Origin of the sequence: Nostoc sp. FACHB-133 (genome assembly GCF_014698055.1) — a bacterium.
In the GTDB taxonomy this organism is placed as follows: domain Bacteria; phylum Cyanobacteriota; class Cyanobacteriia; order Cyanobacteriales; family Nostocaceae; genus Nostoc.
In genome coordinates, this window is sequence record NZ_JACJSH010000033.1 from 67,082 (window position 1) to 84,638 (window position 17,557).

General features: G+C 40.2%; 12 protein-coding genes and 1 pseudogene. 8 read left to right on the forward strand and 5 right to left on the reverse strand.

From position 1 onward, the window contains the following. The first annotated feature begins 55 nt into the window (after positions 1-55). Complete coding sequence (locus H6G86_RS23885; RefSeq protein WP_190936406.1) at positions 56-1,309, forward strand: hybrid sensor histidine kinase/response regulator; 1,254 nt, start codon at positions 56-58, stop codon at positions 1,307-1,309. 45 nt (positions 1,310-1,354) lie between these two features. On the opposite strand, the gene H6G86_RS23890 is transcribed toward H6G86_RS23885, so the two are convergent. From H6G86_RS23890 to H6G86_RS23900, 3 genes are all read right to left on the reverse strand, one after another. Continuing rightward, positions 1,355-1,495, reverse strand: a complete 141-nt coding sequence (locus H6G86_RS23890) for a hypothetical protein (RefSeq protein ID WP_242064939.1) — start codon at positions 1,493-1,495, stop codon at positions 1,355-1,357. Positions 1,496-1,976: 481 nt separating this feature from the next. Further along, positions 1,977-2,279: a hypothetical protein gene (locus tag H6G86_RS23895; RefSeq protein WP_190936418.1), complete on the reverse strand. Its 303-nt coding sequence runs from the start codon at positions 2,277-2,279 to the stop codon at positions 1,977-1,979. Positions 2,280-2,445: 166 nt separating this feature from the next. Beyond that, complete coding sequence (locus H6G86_RS23900) at positions 2,446-2,715, reverse strand: glycosyltransferase family protein (RefSeq protein ID WP_190936407.1); 270 nt, start codon at positions 2,713-2,715, stop codon at positions 2,446-2,448. 120 nt (positions 2,716-2,835) lie between these two features. Between H6G86_RS23900 and H6G86_RS23905 the strand changes: the two genes are divergently transcribed. After that, positions 2,836-4,224 carry a gluconeogenesis factor YvcK family protein gene (locus H6G86_RS23905; protein ID WP_190936408.1) on the forward strand — a complete coding sequence of 463 codons (1,389 nt, stop codon included), beginning with the start codon at positions 2,836-2,838 and terminating at the stop codon, positions 4,222-4,224. 7 nt (positions 4,225-4,231) lie between these two features. Beyond that, complete coding sequence (gene tsaE, locus H6G86_RS23910; protein WP_190936416.1) at positions 4,232-4,687, forward strand: tRNA (adenosine(37)-N6)-threonylcarbamoyltransferase complex ATPase subunit type 1 TsaE; 456 nt, start codon at positions 4,232-4,234, stop codon at positions 4,685-4,687. A 648-nt stretch (positions 4,688-5,335) separates the two neighbouring features. Here tsaE and H6G86_RS23915 read toward each other — a convergent pair. Together H6G86_RS23915 and H6G86_RS23920 are read right to left on the reverse strand one after the other, a co-directional pair. Beyond that, entirely contained in the window at positions 5,336-6,511 is a 1,176-nt protein-coding gene (locus tag H6G86_RS23915) for a patatin-like phospholipase family protein (RefSeq protein ID WP_190936409.1), read from the reverse strand. A 670-nt stretch (positions 6,512-7,181) separates the two neighbouring features. Continuing rightward, positions 7,182-8,501, reverse strand: coding sequence for a dihydroorotase (locus tag H6G86_RS23920; RefSeq protein ID WP_190936410.1), 1,320 nt, complete (start codon positions 8,499-8,501; stop codon positions 7,182-7,184). Between the two features lie 270 nt (positions 8,502-8,771). Here H6G86_RS23920 and lepB point away from each other — a divergent pair, with 270 nt between their 5' ends. The 5 genes and pseudogenes from lepB to H6G86_RS23945 form a co-directional block, all read left to right on the forward strand. Next, positions 8,772-9,425, forward strand: a complete 654-nt coding sequence (gene lepB / locus H6G86_RS23925; protein ID WP_163928825.1) for a signal peptidase I — start codon at positions 8,772-8,774, stop codon at positions 9,423-9,425. Positions 9,426-9,541: 116 nt separating this feature from the next. After that, positions 9,542-10,324 carry an MOSC domain-containing protein gene (locus H6G86_RS23930; RefSeq protein WP_190936417.1) on the forward strand — a complete coding sequence of 261 codons (783 nt, stop codon included), beginning with the start codon at positions 9,542-9,544 and terminating at the stop codon, positions 10,322-10,324. Positions 10,325-10,852: 528 nt separating this feature from the next. Then, entirely contained in the window at positions 10,853-14,425 is a 3,573-nt protein-coding gene (locus tag H6G86_RS23935; RefSeq protein WP_190936411.1) for an ATP-binding protein, read from the forward strand. Further along, complete coding sequence (locus tag H6G86_RS23940) at positions 14,422-16,257, forward strand: two-component system response regulator (protein WP_190936412.1); 1,836 nt, start codon at positions 14,422-14,424, stop codon at positions 16,255-16,257. Before H6G86_RS23935 ends, H6G86_RS23940 begins: the two co-directional genes overlap by 4 nt. A gap of 271 nt (positions 16,258-16,528) precedes the next feature. Further along, positions 16,529-17,455: pseudogene (locus H6G86_RS23945) on the forward strand (hybrid sensor histidine kinase/response regulator); the annotation flags it as partial. Positions 17,456-17,557: the final 102 nt, after the last annotated feature.

Genomic DNA, 17,557 nt, shown 5'->3' on the forward strand with positions numbered 1-17,557 from the left:
AAATCATCTTTAATAAGTTTTTGTTAATTCATTTTATAAAAAACATTTCATAACCATGAAAAACTCTGATTTTGTTTTAATTGTTGATGATAATCCAACTAATTTGTCAGTACTATCACAAGCGCTAAAAAGTGCAGGTTTCGCGGTTAGAGTCGCCGAAGATGGAGAAAGTGCGATCGAAATGGTGCAGCATAAACCACCTGCTCTAATTTTGTTAGATGTGCAAATGCCGGGAATAGATGGGTTTGAGACTTGCCAGAAACTTAAAGCCGATCCATTAACGCAAAACATCCCAATTATTTTTATGACAGCGTTGGCTGATACTGGAAATATGGTGAAAGGGTTCTCGTTAGGAGCCGTTGATTACATTCCCAAACCCTTTGAACAAGCAGAAGTGATTGCCAGAGTGCGAATGCATTTGCAACTGAAGCAATTGACCGATAATCTTGAACAAATGGTTACAGAGCGAACGACAGCATTACAAAAGGCACAAGTGCAACTGGTGCAACAAGAAAAGCTTTCAATGCTTGGTCAATTGGTAGCAGGTGTAGCACATGAAATGAATAATCCCATTAGCTGCATTGTTAGCAATATTCATCCTGCTCAAGAGTATATTGCTGATCTCACTCATGTCCTGCAATTATGTCAGGAAAATTATTCCCAACTACCGCCTGTCATTCAAAATGCGATCGCTCAAATAGATTTAGACTTTCTCTTAGAAGATTTGCCCAAGCTCCTCAATTCCATGCAGGTTAGCACAGAACGAATTAAAGAAATATCCGTGTCGCTGCGAAACTTTGCCCGGACTGACACATCGGTAAAGGTTAAGTTTGATGTTCATGAGGGACTTGACGATACATTATTAATCCTGCGACATCGTTTTAAAGGGTTGGGACAGCGACCTGAAATTAAAGTCGTCAGAAAATACGCTTCCTTACCAAAGGTTGAGTGCTATCCAGGACAACTCAATCAAGTGTTCATGAATCTAATAGCTAATGCTGTAGATGCTTTAGAAGATGTTTGGCAGCAGGGCAAGCGAGTCAATGATTCCCTAGCAATCAACATCTTTACAGAGATGTCCAGCCCTGGATATGTAACGATTCGAATTGCCGATAATGGCACTGGCATGACAGACGAGGTGAGGCAAGAAATTTTTAATTATCTATTCACAACGAAAACAGTTGGTAAAGGTACTGGACTGGGATTGGCGATCGCTTATCAAATTGTAGTAGAAAAGCATGGTGGAGCAATTAAGGTTAATTCCACACTCAATGAAGGAACTGAATTTGCAATTATGTTGCCTTTGTAGGGCTTACATAGTCAACTTTCACAACCCATACTATCCCCATCTCTATCAAACCCGTGCGGGTCTGGTGGAATCACTCGCTTCTCTGCGGTAGGGAATATCAGGCCAATTCAAGTTTGCCGAATTGGGTGGAATGTAAATATCCGGGTAAGACGGATCGCACTGTTGCACTTGCGGCGATCGCCGCAAGCTGAGTATTTTTCTTACCCCACCGGAAATCTCAAGGCATCACGGGCTGCGATTGATTCCAAAAGCCCAGTTTCTTACTTTTTTGTAGGGTGACAAATTAAATGGCATTGAGACAAATTCCTGTTATCAAGCTAACGCTGACCTGCTTTAGGTTTGCAACAATTTGTGTTGGTATAGCCTGTAAGTTTTCTGTGCTGGTTCTAAGCTGAACGCTAGACCCGAATTTCTCACGTATTGTGTGGTTCGGGTGGGGAGTGTGGGAGGTGTGGGAGGCAATGCAGCGTTCATTGATGTGCAGTTATTCAATTTCTCCTCTTCCTCCTCTTTCTCCCCACACTCCCCACACTCACGCTCATTTCTCACTTGTGAGAAATTCAGGTAGAGAGTTCAGGCTTCACATCCTCGATGACATCAATTTGGCACTACGACAAATAAAAAGTCACTGTACAGTTTACATTCGCCACTCTGCGGCATCCCATCATCATCCGAATAACTCCACACAAGGACAATTATGTGCGATGGCGTACCCGCCCACCATAGGTGATCGCTCCCAAGAGTGAAGTGCGCTCAAGGCTGTCGTGAAGTACCGCAGACTACTACAATGGCGGCGAGCATATACGCTAACCCAATCCTCAAAGCTGCTGGAAACACTGTAGTACAACTTCTGCTCTCCAAATATGCCACCTGTCCGGCTGATGATGCGAAACTGCCAGCATTGTCCGGCTGTGTAAAAAACTATTAAGACACTGCCGTTGACACAGAGTACCGTATCAACTTTAGACATATTGCAAAAGTAACTTTTGCAATATGTTGGGGAAAGGTTAAAGGGAAAGGGGAAATTTCATCCCTTTACCCTTTACCCCTTACCCCACTTCTGCAAGAAGTCCTTTAACTTGGGGCATTTACTGCTGTTATGGGTGTGATGATGTATTTTAATTGTCTGGGATTTCTCACTCAATCAAACCCAAATGCCGATGGAAAACTTCAACTGCATTCGCTACACCATCTTCATCCCTGATCTTTTGGCCTAACTCCTGGGCTTTACACCGCATTGCCTTATCACCCAGTACTACTTCAATCGCTGCTGCTAAAGTTTTTTCTGATACCTTCTGGTACGGTATCGGTTGTGGACTGACTCCCAACCGAGTTAGCTTTTCACCCCAAACTGGCTGATCTGCAAAAAAAGGTACGGTAACTGATGGTGTCCCTGTACGTAACACCGCCGCCGTTGTACTAGTCTAATGGGATTGACAAATATAATAGTTTCACGCCTAGTGTTAAAAACCAAGTGGTGTACATTTTCTGTTAATTATTGTTTGTAGCAATGCTGTAAATCAGGTATGTCAATTGGTTTTCTCAGACAAGCCCTCAACGCCCTGCAAAAGCAGTCGCGTTCTCGAACTTCCTATCGGGTTAACCAGTGGTTCAAATGGTTATCCCCTGGACTATCGGTAAAACGTTGGTTGTTGATAAGTATTGGGGGTGTACTGCTGGCGAGTTTGGGGTTAGCTATTTGGGTTAAGCTGACCCCAATTTTTTGGATGATCGAGTTGTTTAGGGGTTTCCTGGGAGTAATCACCAACATCTTACCCAACTATATCAGTGGGCCTTTGGTGCTGCTTGGGGGATTGCTGTTAGTGCTTTGGGGACAAACTCGTACTGTTGGCTCAATTACTAAGGTACTAAGGGCAGAAGGCGGAGAAGAACTCATCGATGTCTTGCTAGCACATCATCGACTGTACCGAGGCCCGAAAATAGTAGTAATTGGTGGTGGTACGGGGCTTTCTACGTTGTTGAGGGGACTAAAAACCTACAGCGCTAATATTACTGCTATTGTCACTGTTGCTGATGATGGTGGATCTTCTGGGCGGTTGCGTCAAGAATTTGGAGTGTTACCACCAGGGGATATTCGCAATTGTTTGGCTGCACTAGCAGATGAAGAAAAGTTATTAACAGAATTGTTTCAATACCGTTTTCGAGCTGGAGATGGGTTAACGGGTCACAGTTTTGGCAATTTGTTTTTAACGGCAATGAGTGATATTACTGGAGATTTAGAACAAGCGGTTGCAGCCAGTTCTAAGGTGCTAGCAGTACGGGGACAAGTACTACCGGCAACTCTCAGTGATGTTCGCCTCTGGGCTGAATTAACCGATGGTCGCCGTATTGAGGGCGAGTCTAGCATTCCTAAAGCTGGTGGGAAAATTGTCAAAATTGGCTGCATTCCTGATAATCCGCCGGCAGTGCCAGCAGCGATTAAGGCAATTAAAGAAGCTGATTACATCATTATTGGGCCAGGTAGTCTTTATACAAGTCTGATTCCTAATTTATTAGTACCAGAAATTGCCGATGCGATCGCTCAAACAGATGCCCCCCGTATTTATATCTGCAATATCATGACTCAGCCAGGAGAAACTGAAGGCTACACTGTTGCAGATCACATTAGAGCAATTGATGCTGCTTGTGGGGAAAGACAGCTATTTGATGCTGTGCTAATCCACAAAAAATCCCCATCAGAGCAATCACTCATCCGCTACGCCGAACAAAACTCCCATCCAGTTTTCCTGGATAGAGAAGCCGTAACTCAACTAGGGCGAAGGATTGTTGCAGCTAATGTTTTATATGAAGATGAAACGGGTTTTGTCCGTCACAATCCGCAGAAACTAGCACAAGTATTGTTGCGGTGGTACGGTAGAGGTCATCATGGAAAAAGGAGAAATATCACGTCTTGACTCGATTATGAAAATTTTTCTTGCAGATACAGAGGCGACGCTACGCTTAGGTATTACTCTCGGTCAATCCCTGACTGCTGGCAGTGTAATTTTACTAGAAGGTGATTTAGGCGCTGGTAAAACTACCTTAGTTCAAGGTATTGGTAAGGGTTTGGGAATCGCTGAATCTATTGTCAGTCCCACTTTCACCCTGATTAATGAGTACACAGAAGGACGGCTTCCCCTTTACCATTTAGATTTATATCGCTTAGAACCACAAGAAGTTGCAGCCCTAAATTTAGAAAGTTATTGGGAAGGTATTGAGGTCATACCAGGAATTGTGGCAGTTGAATGGGCGGAACGATTGCCCTACAAACCAGATAGTTATCTAAGTGTGAGTTTGACTTATGGAGATGGGGGTACTCGTCAAGTCGAACTTATACCATTCAATTGTGCCCTTAGTGAAGCCATTGCTGCTATCTAAGCTCATATCCCGACCGAAGTACAAGAAATTTCACTTTTTTAGATCGCAACACTAAAAAATTTTTGCTAATAGTTGAGGGAGAACTTCACACTCCTTCTATCTGCCACTACCACGCTCACCACTGTAAATTACTAACATTTTTATCTCAACCCAAAATAAGTGAAAAAATTTTGTAACAGCAGCTTTATTGCTGCAATAATCAGTTAAAAAACTGATTTAGATAGTGTATAAATTAAGAAAAGTTAAACTGTTGTTGGGTTAAATGAGAGTTTTTGCAGCACCTAGTCAGCTTGATTTAACCTGATTGGTTCTCTACTCTCATTAAGAGAACAAATCTGGATTATTTAGCAGTCAAAGCTAGTAGAAAAAAGTTAAACAACATCAAGCTATCTAGAAGTTATCTAACTTTTCCTTATACTCAATATACCCAACCTAAAGTCACAATGTATACACAATAATACTGATTTATATAATAATAAAAAAATTAATTTAAGTAATTGTAAATACCAATAAACTCTTTTATTGACATCTGTAATTATCACTGCTAGCAGCTTTAAATAAAACATCTCGTATTTTTACATAACTATCGTAGAAATACGAGATGTTTTATATTGTATTAATTGACATTAATATATCTACGTGGATACACTAATTTTCTCTAATGAAAGAAGCGATCGCCTTTTTTATCGGTAAGCCAGAGTCATCTCTGGTATAGTACGTAAGACCTTGATCGATGAATGCCGAGGTAGTATCTATTAACTGCTGAATAATCTCTGGACTAGTATTATCTATTTCTTGAGTAACTTTTTTGCCTGTAAATCGGTTTTTTCGCTCTTCTGGAGGTAATACAATACGAGGATCTTTATAAGTTTCTTTTGGCTTGGGTTTAAATGTCTCATTTAATTCAAACTGAAGACGCAAGTAACGTTTAGACTCGTATCCACCCATAATTTGCCGGCAAATTGTGCTATCAATCTCAGATGTAGGTTCCATAAAAATATTAGTCAGATTTTGTACCCAGTCTAAGCCTTTCCATTTACTTATTTGCTTATATTGATATGGTTCACCAGTTTGACCTGTGCCAAGAGAAAGGATAGAAATATCTTCCAATCGCAGATTATTTAGTTTATATTTTTGCTTGATTTCTGGAGATACTGAAGACTGGCTGATCCTCATAACTAAACTCAAAGCTGCGAGACAGGGATTGTTAGCAGAAACTCCCCCATCAATGTGTGGAAATTCCCAATCACCAAATTTTTCTTTATCTACAGGTTCTAATTTATATGGCGGAAAAAAAGTAGGTGCAGAGGCAGAAGCAGTACATATCTGCCATAAATAACAGTCATCGTACCATCTGTCTCCTAGATCGGGATGACAGTTTGTAAAAAAGGTTGTATTACGATATAGCGTATCGTAAGCCAAAATCAAGATAATAGGTTTTTCAATATCTTTTATTCTTGTGTATTTATAAGCATCTTTGAGGACACTAATAATTCCATCATGAGAATATTTAGATGCTGAAAATACATCAAGAATTGATTTGATGACAGAGGGCAAATTTTTATAGAGTTCTTTTCTATTCGGCGGAAAGATATCTTTACCTTTATCTATATACAGTTGAATAAGTTCATCACTTGTCTTTCCTACAGCAATCCCCCCTGTCAATATTGAACCAGTAGAAGTGCCAGCAATGAGGTCAAAGTATTCGTGTAAGAAGTTCCCTTTACCCTGGTTTCTAATTTCTTGTTCTACTTGTTTAAGCATTCGGGCTGCAACAACTCCCCGAATACCGCCACCATCTAAAGCTAAAATTTTGAAGGACATAGCAATTCTCCTTGATTATTTATTTGGTTATCTTTTTGGGCATAGTTTCTGAGAAATACATGACCTGGATGAAGGTCATATATGTTTCGTTTTGTTTACTCCTATCCAGCCGTAAGATTTAACGAACCGCCTTGACTACGAGACACTACACATAGCTTGCTTTCCCATAAAGGTAGGCGCAACGTCTCGTTAGATAATGTTTTAAAAGTCTCCTTATCGGTATCGAAAGTTCTAGATCCCCCCTAACCCCCCTTAAAAATGGGGGAACCGGAATCAAAGTCCCCCTTTTTAAGGGGGATTTAGGGGGATCTAAAAGTGCCTAAAGTCAGAGCGAAACACTTTTCAGACAACCTCTTAGAGAAGGACACCAAGTAGGGAAAACGAAGATTAAATAGCTAATCTTATAGCCGTAAGGAGCAAGTTATTGAAGATTTGACTTCAAACACTTATAAAGAAATTCAGAGTTTCATGTTGCAATTTTTGATACAGCAACAAGTCAATACCCTTTGGTTAAAAGGGTAAAGAAGGAAAAACAAAGATTTTCGTCTTTTAGCTTTAGCCAAACCGCATTGGTCTAGTCTTAACTCTAGATAGATGAAAATCTTGCCTATTCAAGTATGGCTTTGATGTATAAATATCTGTCTACTACGTAAGCTTAAATAAACATTTGCTATAAGAAAGTTAAAGCTTGACCCCGCACTTGGGTATTTACTTGACCTTTCTCGTAAACTATCTCACCGCCGACAATGGTAGTTGTAGCCCAGCCTGTGAGGTTCCAGCCTTCAAATGGACTCCAATGGCATTTGGTTAAAAGTTCCTCACGCCGGACTGGACGGTATGTATTTAAATCTACAAGCACTAAATCGGCATCATAACCAGGTGCGATCGCTCCTTTATTGGGAATACCATAAGCCACAGCTACATTCTTAGACATCCAGTTGACAACTTGGGAAACAGTACACTTTCCCTCCATCGCCGCAGTTAACATCAAAGCTAGGGAAGTTTCCACCCCAGGCATTCCTGAAGGAGTATTGGGGTATTCTTGAGCTTTTTCTTCTAAAGTGTGGGGTGCGTGATCTGTAGCGATGAAATCAATCACGCCATCGCGCAAAGCTTGCCAAAGGACTTCGTTATCGTGGGGCGATCGCAAAGGTGGATTCATCTGTGCTAAAGTACCAATCTTTTCATAAGCACTGGTGTTCAATACCAAATGCTGTGGCGTTACCTCTGCTGTCACCCAACTAGGTTTCTCTTGACGCAGCAAATCTGCTTCTTCGGCTGTTGACAGATGAAGAATATGCAGACGACGGTGATATTTTTGAGAAAGTTTTAATGCCAGTTGGGTTGCCAACAAAGCCGCTTGATTATCTTGAATTTGCGAGTGAACGGCCGGATCGTGAATGTTGGCAAATTCTTGGCGACGTTGGTTGATTCTAGCTTGATCTTCGGCATGAACAGCAATCAAGCGATCGCCTTTAGCAAATATCGTCTCTAATGCTGTTTCACCATCAACTAGCAACTGACCGTGCATCGACCCCATGAAAATCTTAATTCCCGGTGTTGGCTTTGCCAAAAGCAAGTCTGGAAGATTCTCTGCTGTTGCCCCAATAAAAAAGCCATAATTAACCAAGCACTTTTGTGAGGCCCGTTCTAGCTTGTCGTCTAAAGCCTGCTGTGTCGTTGTTAAGGGGCGCGTATTGGGCATTTCTAAAAATGAAGTGACTCCACCTTTAGCGCAGGCACAACTGGCGGTGAATAAATCTTCCTTGTGTTCTAAGCCAGGTTCCCGGAAATGTACCTGCGGATCAATCACTCCCGGCAACAAAGTTAACCCTTCTGCGTCAATTTCAGTGACTACTGCTGTTTGGGAGATTTCTGGCGCAACTTCGACTATTTGGCGATCGCGGGTCAACACATCCCCAATCATCATTTCACCATTGGGTAGGACTATGCGAGCGCGACGGATCAGTAAAATTTGTGGAGATGACATAAGGCTAACTTTTTTAGGTAGGGAGCTATATATTACAGATAACTATGCTTTTAGGTTAAACTTAGTCGCGCTCTGAGTGTTAAATTTTTTGCTGACCGTTAAAAAAAAGTTTATTTTTAATCTATGAAGAACCCCATTTATCAATAATCTAAAATTGGTAGTCAAGATGCGAACATAACCAGGAAATTAAAATTTTCCCGTTAAGATTAACAGATAAAGTCTCACTAGGCGAGTTAATTACCTACATCTTTCCTTCAGTTAAGTAATTTCATGCAAAATCAAGTGTCTGATAACAACTCTAGTCAACAACCCGATAATTCCTGGATCGCAGAGCTAGGTAGAACAATTGTATTGAGTATTGTTCTAGCTCTGGGAATTCGTACCTTTGTTGCTGAAGCACGCTGGATTCCTTCTGGGTCAATGGAACCCACTCTGCATGGTACGCCAAACCAGTGGGAAGCAGACAAAATCATTGTCGATAAGTTGAAATATAAATTTGCTGACCCGCAGCGTGGAGATATCGTAGTATTTTCACCCACGAAAGAGTTACAAAAAGAACAATACCAGGATGCTTTTATTAAAAGAGTAATTGGCTTACCTGGAGAACAAGTACAACTCAGAAATGGCAAGGTCTATATTAACAACAAACCCCTTCCAGAAACTAATTATCTCAGTTCTGGTCAAAGCACAGTTATTAATGTCTGCCAATCAGGGCCACAGCCACCTTTTTTGGAAAAACCCCAGACTATACCAGATGATTCATATTTAGTACTAGGTGATAATCGTAACAATAGTTATGATGGACGCTGTTGGGGTGTTGTCCCTCGCCAGAATATTATTGGCCGGGCTGTAGTTCGTTTTTGGCCTCTAAATCATGTTGGAGGAATAGATAAAGTACCACCATATCCCCAAACAACTCCATAACGGATAATTTAGCTTGATGCTTTTGCTCAAGAAGATTTAGTAAGGTGGATTAAATCACAAAATAATTTTAGATTGGTGATTTAACAGTCCCTAATCTAAAATCTAAAATTACTATGATGCCTTACCTAGCCAAGATTTTACTATATCCCGTAAAATCACTGGATGGTGTTGAAGTTGAAAAGGTTGGAGTTCTTGCCAGTGGCGCACTACAGCATGACCGCGAGTTTGCCATCTTTGACGAGCGGGATAAATTTGTCAATGGCAAGCGTCATGCTAAAATCCATTTACTAAGGGCGCAATTTGCACTTTTCAATAGGACTATTTCGCTACAAATCCCAGGCGGCGATTCACAACAAGTTTTTCATCTGGATGAGGAACGGCAAGCCCTAGAAGCAACTTTAAGTAATTATTTTGAGTTTGCTGTTACATTAAGGCAAAACTCTCTGATGGGCTTTCCTGACGATACACACTCGCCGGGCCCAACGGTAATTAGTACAGCAACGTTGACAGAAGTAGCTTCTTGGTTTCCCGGTTTAAGCGTAGATGAAATACGCCGTCGGATGCGTGCCAATATTGAGATTGATGGTGTACCAGCATTTTGGGAAGATCGGCTATTTAGCGAACAAGGTGATTTAGTCTCCTTTCGAGTGGGAGATGTAGATTTTTTTGGGGTTAATCCATGCCAGCGTTGTATAGTTCCAACACGCGATTCTTACTCAGGGGAAGTTTACCCAAGCTTTCAAAAAATCTTTGCGACCCAGAGGCAAGCAACTCTGCCTAATTGGGTTGCTTCATCGCCTTTTAATCACTTTTACAGATTGAGTGTTAATACTCAATTGCCTACATCCTCAGCCGGAAAAGTTTTACAACTCGGTGATGAAGTTGACATACTTCGATAAGAAAATTAACATTTATTTACGATAAAAAGCACTAAGTAAATTTTCTTGGATTTTTTTTGTTATTACTATGTATTTGTATGAAAATTTTAAAATTGTTGTAGTTAGATATAGGTTTTTGTGCAAGTCCAGAGGTTTCGAGACTGGAAAATCAAGACCTCAGCAATTAGAAATTAAATTTAGGATTAGGTGCTAATGGCAACCTGAATTTTAGAATGGCATACTGTAGCTTATCGGTTAAATTTCAGTTGTTCTGAGTAAATGTACTGATACATTGCCAGATAAAACTGAGCGAATTAAGCCGTAATGTTTACAAATCGGCTATGCCTACGCAAAATTTGAAAATTGGAGGTTGGAGAAACTTAACTAGTCAGACAAGTATCCAAACAAAATTTTTAATGCTTTTTTTATACTCAATTTTCTCAGAGATGTCATGATCGAAGTGATGACATACCGTAATTTTTTTGGTATTAAATATAGCTGGCATAGCAAAAATGCCCCAAATATATGCTGGGGAAAAATTAAACAACAATGTTATCCAAACTTCAGTCCGTCAAATCTCTTAATTGCTTAGTTGGCAAAGTTTACGCCAGGATGCCCCTAAAGTATGTTCTGATTGTCCCCTTTATATTGCAAATTTGTGGGGCGGTGGGGCTTGTGGGCTATCTTTCGTATCAAAACGGACAAAAAGCAGTAAGAGAGCTTGCTAGCCAGTTAGAAAATGAAATCTGCGATCGCATTGAACAGCATCTTAATAACTATTTAACAACTCCGAAGCAAATAAATCAAATTAACTTAGATGCAGTTGAGCTAGGTATGCTCAACCTTTCTGACTTTAAAACTGCCGGAAATTACTTTTGGAAACAAATGCAGGTTTTCAATGTTGGCTACAACAGCTTTGCCAACCCCAAAGGGGAATTTATCGGTATTGAACGTTTAGATAATGGCAAGCTGTTGATTAATGAAGTTAGTCAAAAGTATGGTATTGGGAAACTTTATATTTATGATTCAGACTTGAAGGGAAATCGTCGCCAGCTTCAGCAAGTTAAAGATTACGATCCTCGTGTTGAAGCGTGGTATGCAGATGCAGTCAAGGCAGGCAAACCCGTTTGGAGTCAAATTTATCAATGGGAAGATAAACCAGAAGTTTTATCTATATCTTCCAGCTATCCTGTTTACGATAAGAGCCGCAAGCTTGTTGGGGTGATTAGTGTTGATTTAATTTTGTCACAAATCAGCAATTTTTTAACCAAATTAAACACCGAACAATCGGGTAAAACTTTTATTTTAGAGCGTTCTGGGTTAATAGTGGCTTCTTCTACCGAACCACCATATAGCATCATTAATGGTCAAATAAAACGTCGAACGGCATTAGAAAGTCGAAATTCTTTAATTAGACTCACAACCCAGTCTTTGATCAAACGCTTTGGTAGTCTTGGGTTTGTTGTGGGGAAGCAACAGCTAACTTTTAGCGCCGATGGAATGCGTTATTTTGTCCAAGTCAAAAGTTGGAAGGATGAACTGGGTTTAGATTGGCTAATCGTAGCGGTGATTCCTGAAGGCGAATTTATGGAGCAAATTAATGAGAACACCCGCATCACCGTTTTGCTGTGCATAGTTGCTTTTTTAGTGGCTACAAGAATCGGGATTTTAACTGCTCGCTGGGTAATTAAGCCGATTTTACAATTAAATACATCAGCTAAGAAAATTGCTCAAGGTGAATGGGAGCAAACACCAGAAATTCAGCGCTCCGATGAGTTGGGGGAACTAGCCAAGTCATTTGAAACTATGGCAAAGCAACTGCAAGCATCCTTCAGTGTTTTGTCAGCAAAGAATGCTCAGATGCAGGTTTTAAATGAAGCTCTATCTGAAAGTCAGAGTCGGCTAACTCAATTTTTAGAAGCTATGCCAGTAGGTGTATTTATCATAGATGCTGAAGGTGAACCTTATTACACAAATCATATTGGGCAGCAAATTCTTGGTCAAGGAGCGATTGCAGAAGTTAGCAGTGAACAATTGTCAGAGGTATATCAAGCTTACCTTGCCGGCACAGATCAACTTTACCCCAGCGATCGCCTACCAATTTTAAGAGCATTGCTTGGGGAAAGTACCAGGATTGATGATATGGAAGTTCGCCATTTTGACAAGATTATTCCCGTTGAAGTTTTGGGCAACCCCATCTATGATGAATCGGGAAATTTGGCTTTTGCGATGGCTACCTTTTTTGATATCACCCAACGCAAACAAGCAGAAAACTTATTAGCAGAATATAATCGCACCTTAGAAGCTCAAGTCAAAAAACGTACTGAAGAGTTCCAGCAAGTGATTGAGCAACTGCAAACCACCCAAGAAGAACTGATTCAATCGCAAAAAATCGCCGCCCAAGAACAGCAAGCAGCCATTCGGGAAGCAGCGCGAAGCACCGCCGCCAACCTTGCCAAAAGCGAATTTCTGGCGAACATGAGCCACGAACTGCGTACCCCACTCAACGCTATTCTTGGTTTCACCCAAGTTATGAGCCGAGATTATTCGCTATCTAGCGAACATCAAGACAACTTAGCAATTATTAATCGTGCTGGCGAACATCTACTTAACTTAATTAACGACATTCTAGAAATGTCTAAAATCGAAGCTGGGAGGATCACATTAAATCGCAGTAGCTTTGACTTAATTCATCTATTGAATAACTTAGAAGAGATGCTGTATTTGCGTGCTGCATCGAAGGGCTTACAAATAGTATTTGAGTATGCACACGACATTCCTCAGTACATAGAAACCGATGAAAATAAATTATTTCAAGTCTTGCTCAACCTCTTGGGGAATGCCATCAAATTTACTGATATTGGCAGAGTAACTCTAAGGCTGAGATGGGAGCAGGAAGAGGAAAATCTTTCTTGTAACCCTCGCCTCTTCTTCGAGGTAGAAGACACTGGTTGCGGTATTACTCCACAAGAAATTAGCTTGCTATTTGAGGCTTTTGAGCAAACCGAAATCGGTAGAAAATCTCAACAGGGAACAGGACTAGGTTTAGCAATTAGCCGTAAATACGTGCAACTGATGGGGGGAGATATTACAGTCAGCAGTACTCCTGGTATAGGTAGTACATTTGCCTTTGATATTCAAATTGCTTTAGCTTGTCCTAGAGAAATGCCGATAAACCAAATTAAATCTCCAATTCTATCTTTAGCGCCGACTGAAAAAGCATACCGCATCTTAGTAGTTGATGATGCCAAAGAAAGCCGTCTGCTGCTAGTTAAAATTCTGACATCTTTGGGCTTTCAAGTCAGGGAAGCTACAGATGGTGTGGAAGCAGTTAGTAATTGGGAATCTTGGCACCCAAACTTGATTTTTATGGATATGCGAATGCCGATCATGGACGGCTACGAAGCTACAAGAATAATTAAAGGTAAACAAGTAGGGTATGGGACAGCCAATAGATTGCGGAGGTTGCCAAAATTTAAACAACTGACATCATCCGGGAGCCATTATCTTAACGGAGGGTTAACCGATTCAGGTGATTGTGAAGTTCTCAAAACTATATACAAAGCCTCTCCCACATCAGAAGTAGCTGGTGTTATGAAACACAATCTTGATGCTGCTGGTGCGGCCATTTTGCGATCGCCAAAAGCCCTAGCTCCCTGTTTTGACTTCCTGGAAACAGGGCAGGGTTGTTTGAATAAACACACAATCGTTATTGCCCTAACTGCTAGCGCCTTTGAGGAAGAACGCCAGAAGATTTTATCTATTGGCTGCGATGATTTTATTCGCAAGCCATTCACACAGGAAGTATTATTGGAAAAACTGAGCCAACATCTGGGTGTAAAGTATACCAATCAAGTAGAAAACCCAAATACAGCAGTTGCCGAGCAAGCTACACAGATATTTGTTAGTTTTGCTGAACTCCTGAGTCATTTATCACAAATGTCACCTGAGTGGCTTCAAAAGATCCACTATGCCGCAGCCAGCTGTAGTGATGAATTGATTTTAGAGTTAATCAAGCAAATTCCCTTAGATAATGTTCAGGTATCGCAAGTTCTTAGGGATTTAGCAAATAACTACCAGTTTGAGAAAATTATGGAATTGACTAGAACAAACGTAGAATGAATTACGAGCATTTAGACCCTAATAAAAAAGATATTTTGATCGTTGACGATATGGCGGACAACCTGCGGGTTTTATCCTCAATATTGACAAGGGAAGGGTATAACGTTCGTAAAGCCTTGAACTGGCAAATGGCACTGACAGCAACTCAAACAGTATTGCCGGATCTGATTTTGCTCGATATTATGATGCCAGAAGTAGATGGTTATGAAATTTGTCAGGCATTTAAAGCTTGGGAGCTAACAGCCGATATTCCGGTAATTTTTATTAGCGCTTTAGATGATGTTTTTGACAAAGTTAAAGCCTTTAAGGTAGGTGGTGTAGACTACATCACTAAACCTTTTGAGTTTCAAGAAGTTTTAGTGCGCGTGAAAAATCAACTGGCATTGAGGTCAGCGCGATTAGAAATATTGAAACTAAATGTAGAATTGGAGCATCGGGTAACACAACGAACTGAGGAGTTAGAAAAAGCTCTCCAAAAACTTCAAAAAGAAATCAATTCCCGCCAGAAGTTGCAAAGTAAACTATTAGATATAGCGCTGCATGATTCGCTGACTGGATTACCAAACCGAGTGTTGTTTATGAGGCGACTAGACAATGCTCTCAATCGAGCAAAACAAGAATCTAGTTATCAGTTTGCAGTACTTTTTTTAGACTGCGATCGCTTCAAAGTTGTCAATGATTCCCTTGGTCATTTGGTAGGAGATGAATTGCTGATTTCTATCGCTCGTCGCCTGCAAGCGTGTCTCATACCTATTGATACTCTAGCCCGATTGGGTGGTGATGAATTTGGAATTCTCTTAGAAAATATTACGGATATTAATATAGCAATCCAAGTTGCCGATAGGATTCTAAAACAGCTATCACTTGCTTTTAAACTATCAAGATATGAAGTCTTTATGAACGCCAGTATTGGCATTAGTTGGGGCAATAAAGATTATGATCGTCCAGAGTATTTGCTGCGGGATGCTGATACGGCAATGTATCGGGCTAAGGCTCAAGGAAGAGCCAAATATCATGTTTTTAATCCAGCGATGCATCAAGAAGCAATTCAGCTTTTAGAGTTAGAAAATGACCTACGAAGGGCTGTTGAAAGGCAAGAATTCCTCGTTTATTATCAGCCAATTGTTTCTCTAATTACAGGTAGAATTTCTGGATTTGAAGCCTTGGTGCGCTGGCAACATCCAATTCGTGGTCTAGTTTCTCCTACAGAATTTATTCCTGTAGCAGAAGAAACAGGTTTAATTAATGCCATCAATACTTGGGTATTACAGTCAGCTTGTAATCAACTAAGCATCTGGCAACATCAGCCAGTGACACCAGAACCTCTAACTATTAGTGTCAATTTGAGTGCTAGGTTATTTTTACAACCCAATTTTGTAGAACAAATTGACAGAATTATTTATGAAACTAAAATAAATCCTACATATTTAGAATTAGAAATAACAGAAAGTGTAATTATGGAAAATACTAATGCAATTAAGATAATTTTTCAACAACTAAAACAGCGAAATATCAAGTTAATTATGGATGACTTTGGTACAGGATATTCCTCTTTAAGTTACCTGCACAGCTTTCCTTTAAATGCCCTCAAAATTGATAAATCTTTTGTCAAACGTATGCAGGATAACAAAGAAAATATGGGGTTAGTACCAGCAATGATTGGCATTGCCAATTCAATGGGTATGAGTGCGATCGCTGAAGGTGTCGAAACAGAAGAACAGTTAGCCCAGTTGAGAAGTCTAAATTGTAATTTTGCTCAAGGATTTCTGTTTTCTGAACCCATAGAAGAACAATTGGTTGTTAAGTTGCTTGCCGCATCACCCCAATGGTAGCTATCCACTAAGTATTTGGAAAAAATTTAATTGTTGGCGTTTGGCTAGATTATCTGTGTCGGCTATCTAGATAAGTTGCTATAAGCAGGCTATCAGATTCGTCAAGCTCATAATTGGCCAATAGCTTTGGTAGTTTATAAAACTCTCTAGCCACTGGGGGAGTTAAACTATAAATAGTAAGTATTTTGGTGAAATTGAGCAAAAAAATCAGGATGCTTTTAAATAAGCATTTACTATCCTCAATCATTACAAGCATAGCTTTTAATACATAATGCATTTCAATCAAACTAACCATCATAAAAAAAATATTTTGGTGGTCGATGATACCCCAGATAATTTGAGGCTTTTATCGGCAATGTTGACTGCACAAGGTTTTGAAGTTCGCAAAGCTTTAAACGGTAAAATGGCACTAACTGCATGTCAAATGGTTTTGCCAGATGTGATTTTGCTGGATATCAACATGCCAGGGATGGATGGCTATGAAGTTTGTCAACAACTGAAGGCTGATGATAAAACTTGTGAAGTCCCAGTAATTTTTATCAGCGCCCTGGATGATGTTGTGGATAAAGTAAAAGCTTTTGATGTGGGTGGTGTAGATTATATTGCCAAACCTTTTCATGGGGCAGAGGTTGTGTTGCGAATTGAAAATCAGATTAATTTACGTTTGCTCCAAGTTAGACTGCAAGAAAAAAACTTTTTATTGCAAGAGGCTCTTGACAACTTAAAATCCGCTCAAGTTCAACAGATTCAGAACGAAAAGATGGTGGCGCTGGGGCAGCTAGTGGCTGGGCTGGCTCATGAAATTAACAATCCCATCAGTTTTATTTATGGTAATCTCCAATATGCTGGTCAATATGTGCAAGACCTAGTAAATCTAATTGAAGTTTATCAACAAGAATATCCTAAACCCACGCCAAAAATTCAGCAAATATCCCAAGATGTAGACCTGAATTTTGTGATTAACGATCTACAAAACCTCATAGGTGCAATGTATAGAGGCTCCGATCGCATTCGGGAAATTGTCGTGGCGCTACAACACTTTTCTCGGCATGATGAAGCAGAGATGAAACGGATAAATATCCATGAAGACATCGAAAACACTTTGGTGATGTTACAACATCGACTCAGAGAAGCAGCAGACCGTCCCGCAATTATTGTAGTGAAAGATTACGGTAACTTGCCCCTAGTTACTTGCTATGGGGAGCTATGCGGTTTCGTCAGATCCAGTAAAAAACAAGCGATCACTAAATCATTTTCCCAGTAGTATAAATTTATTTATACTTTTTAAGCAGTATTAACA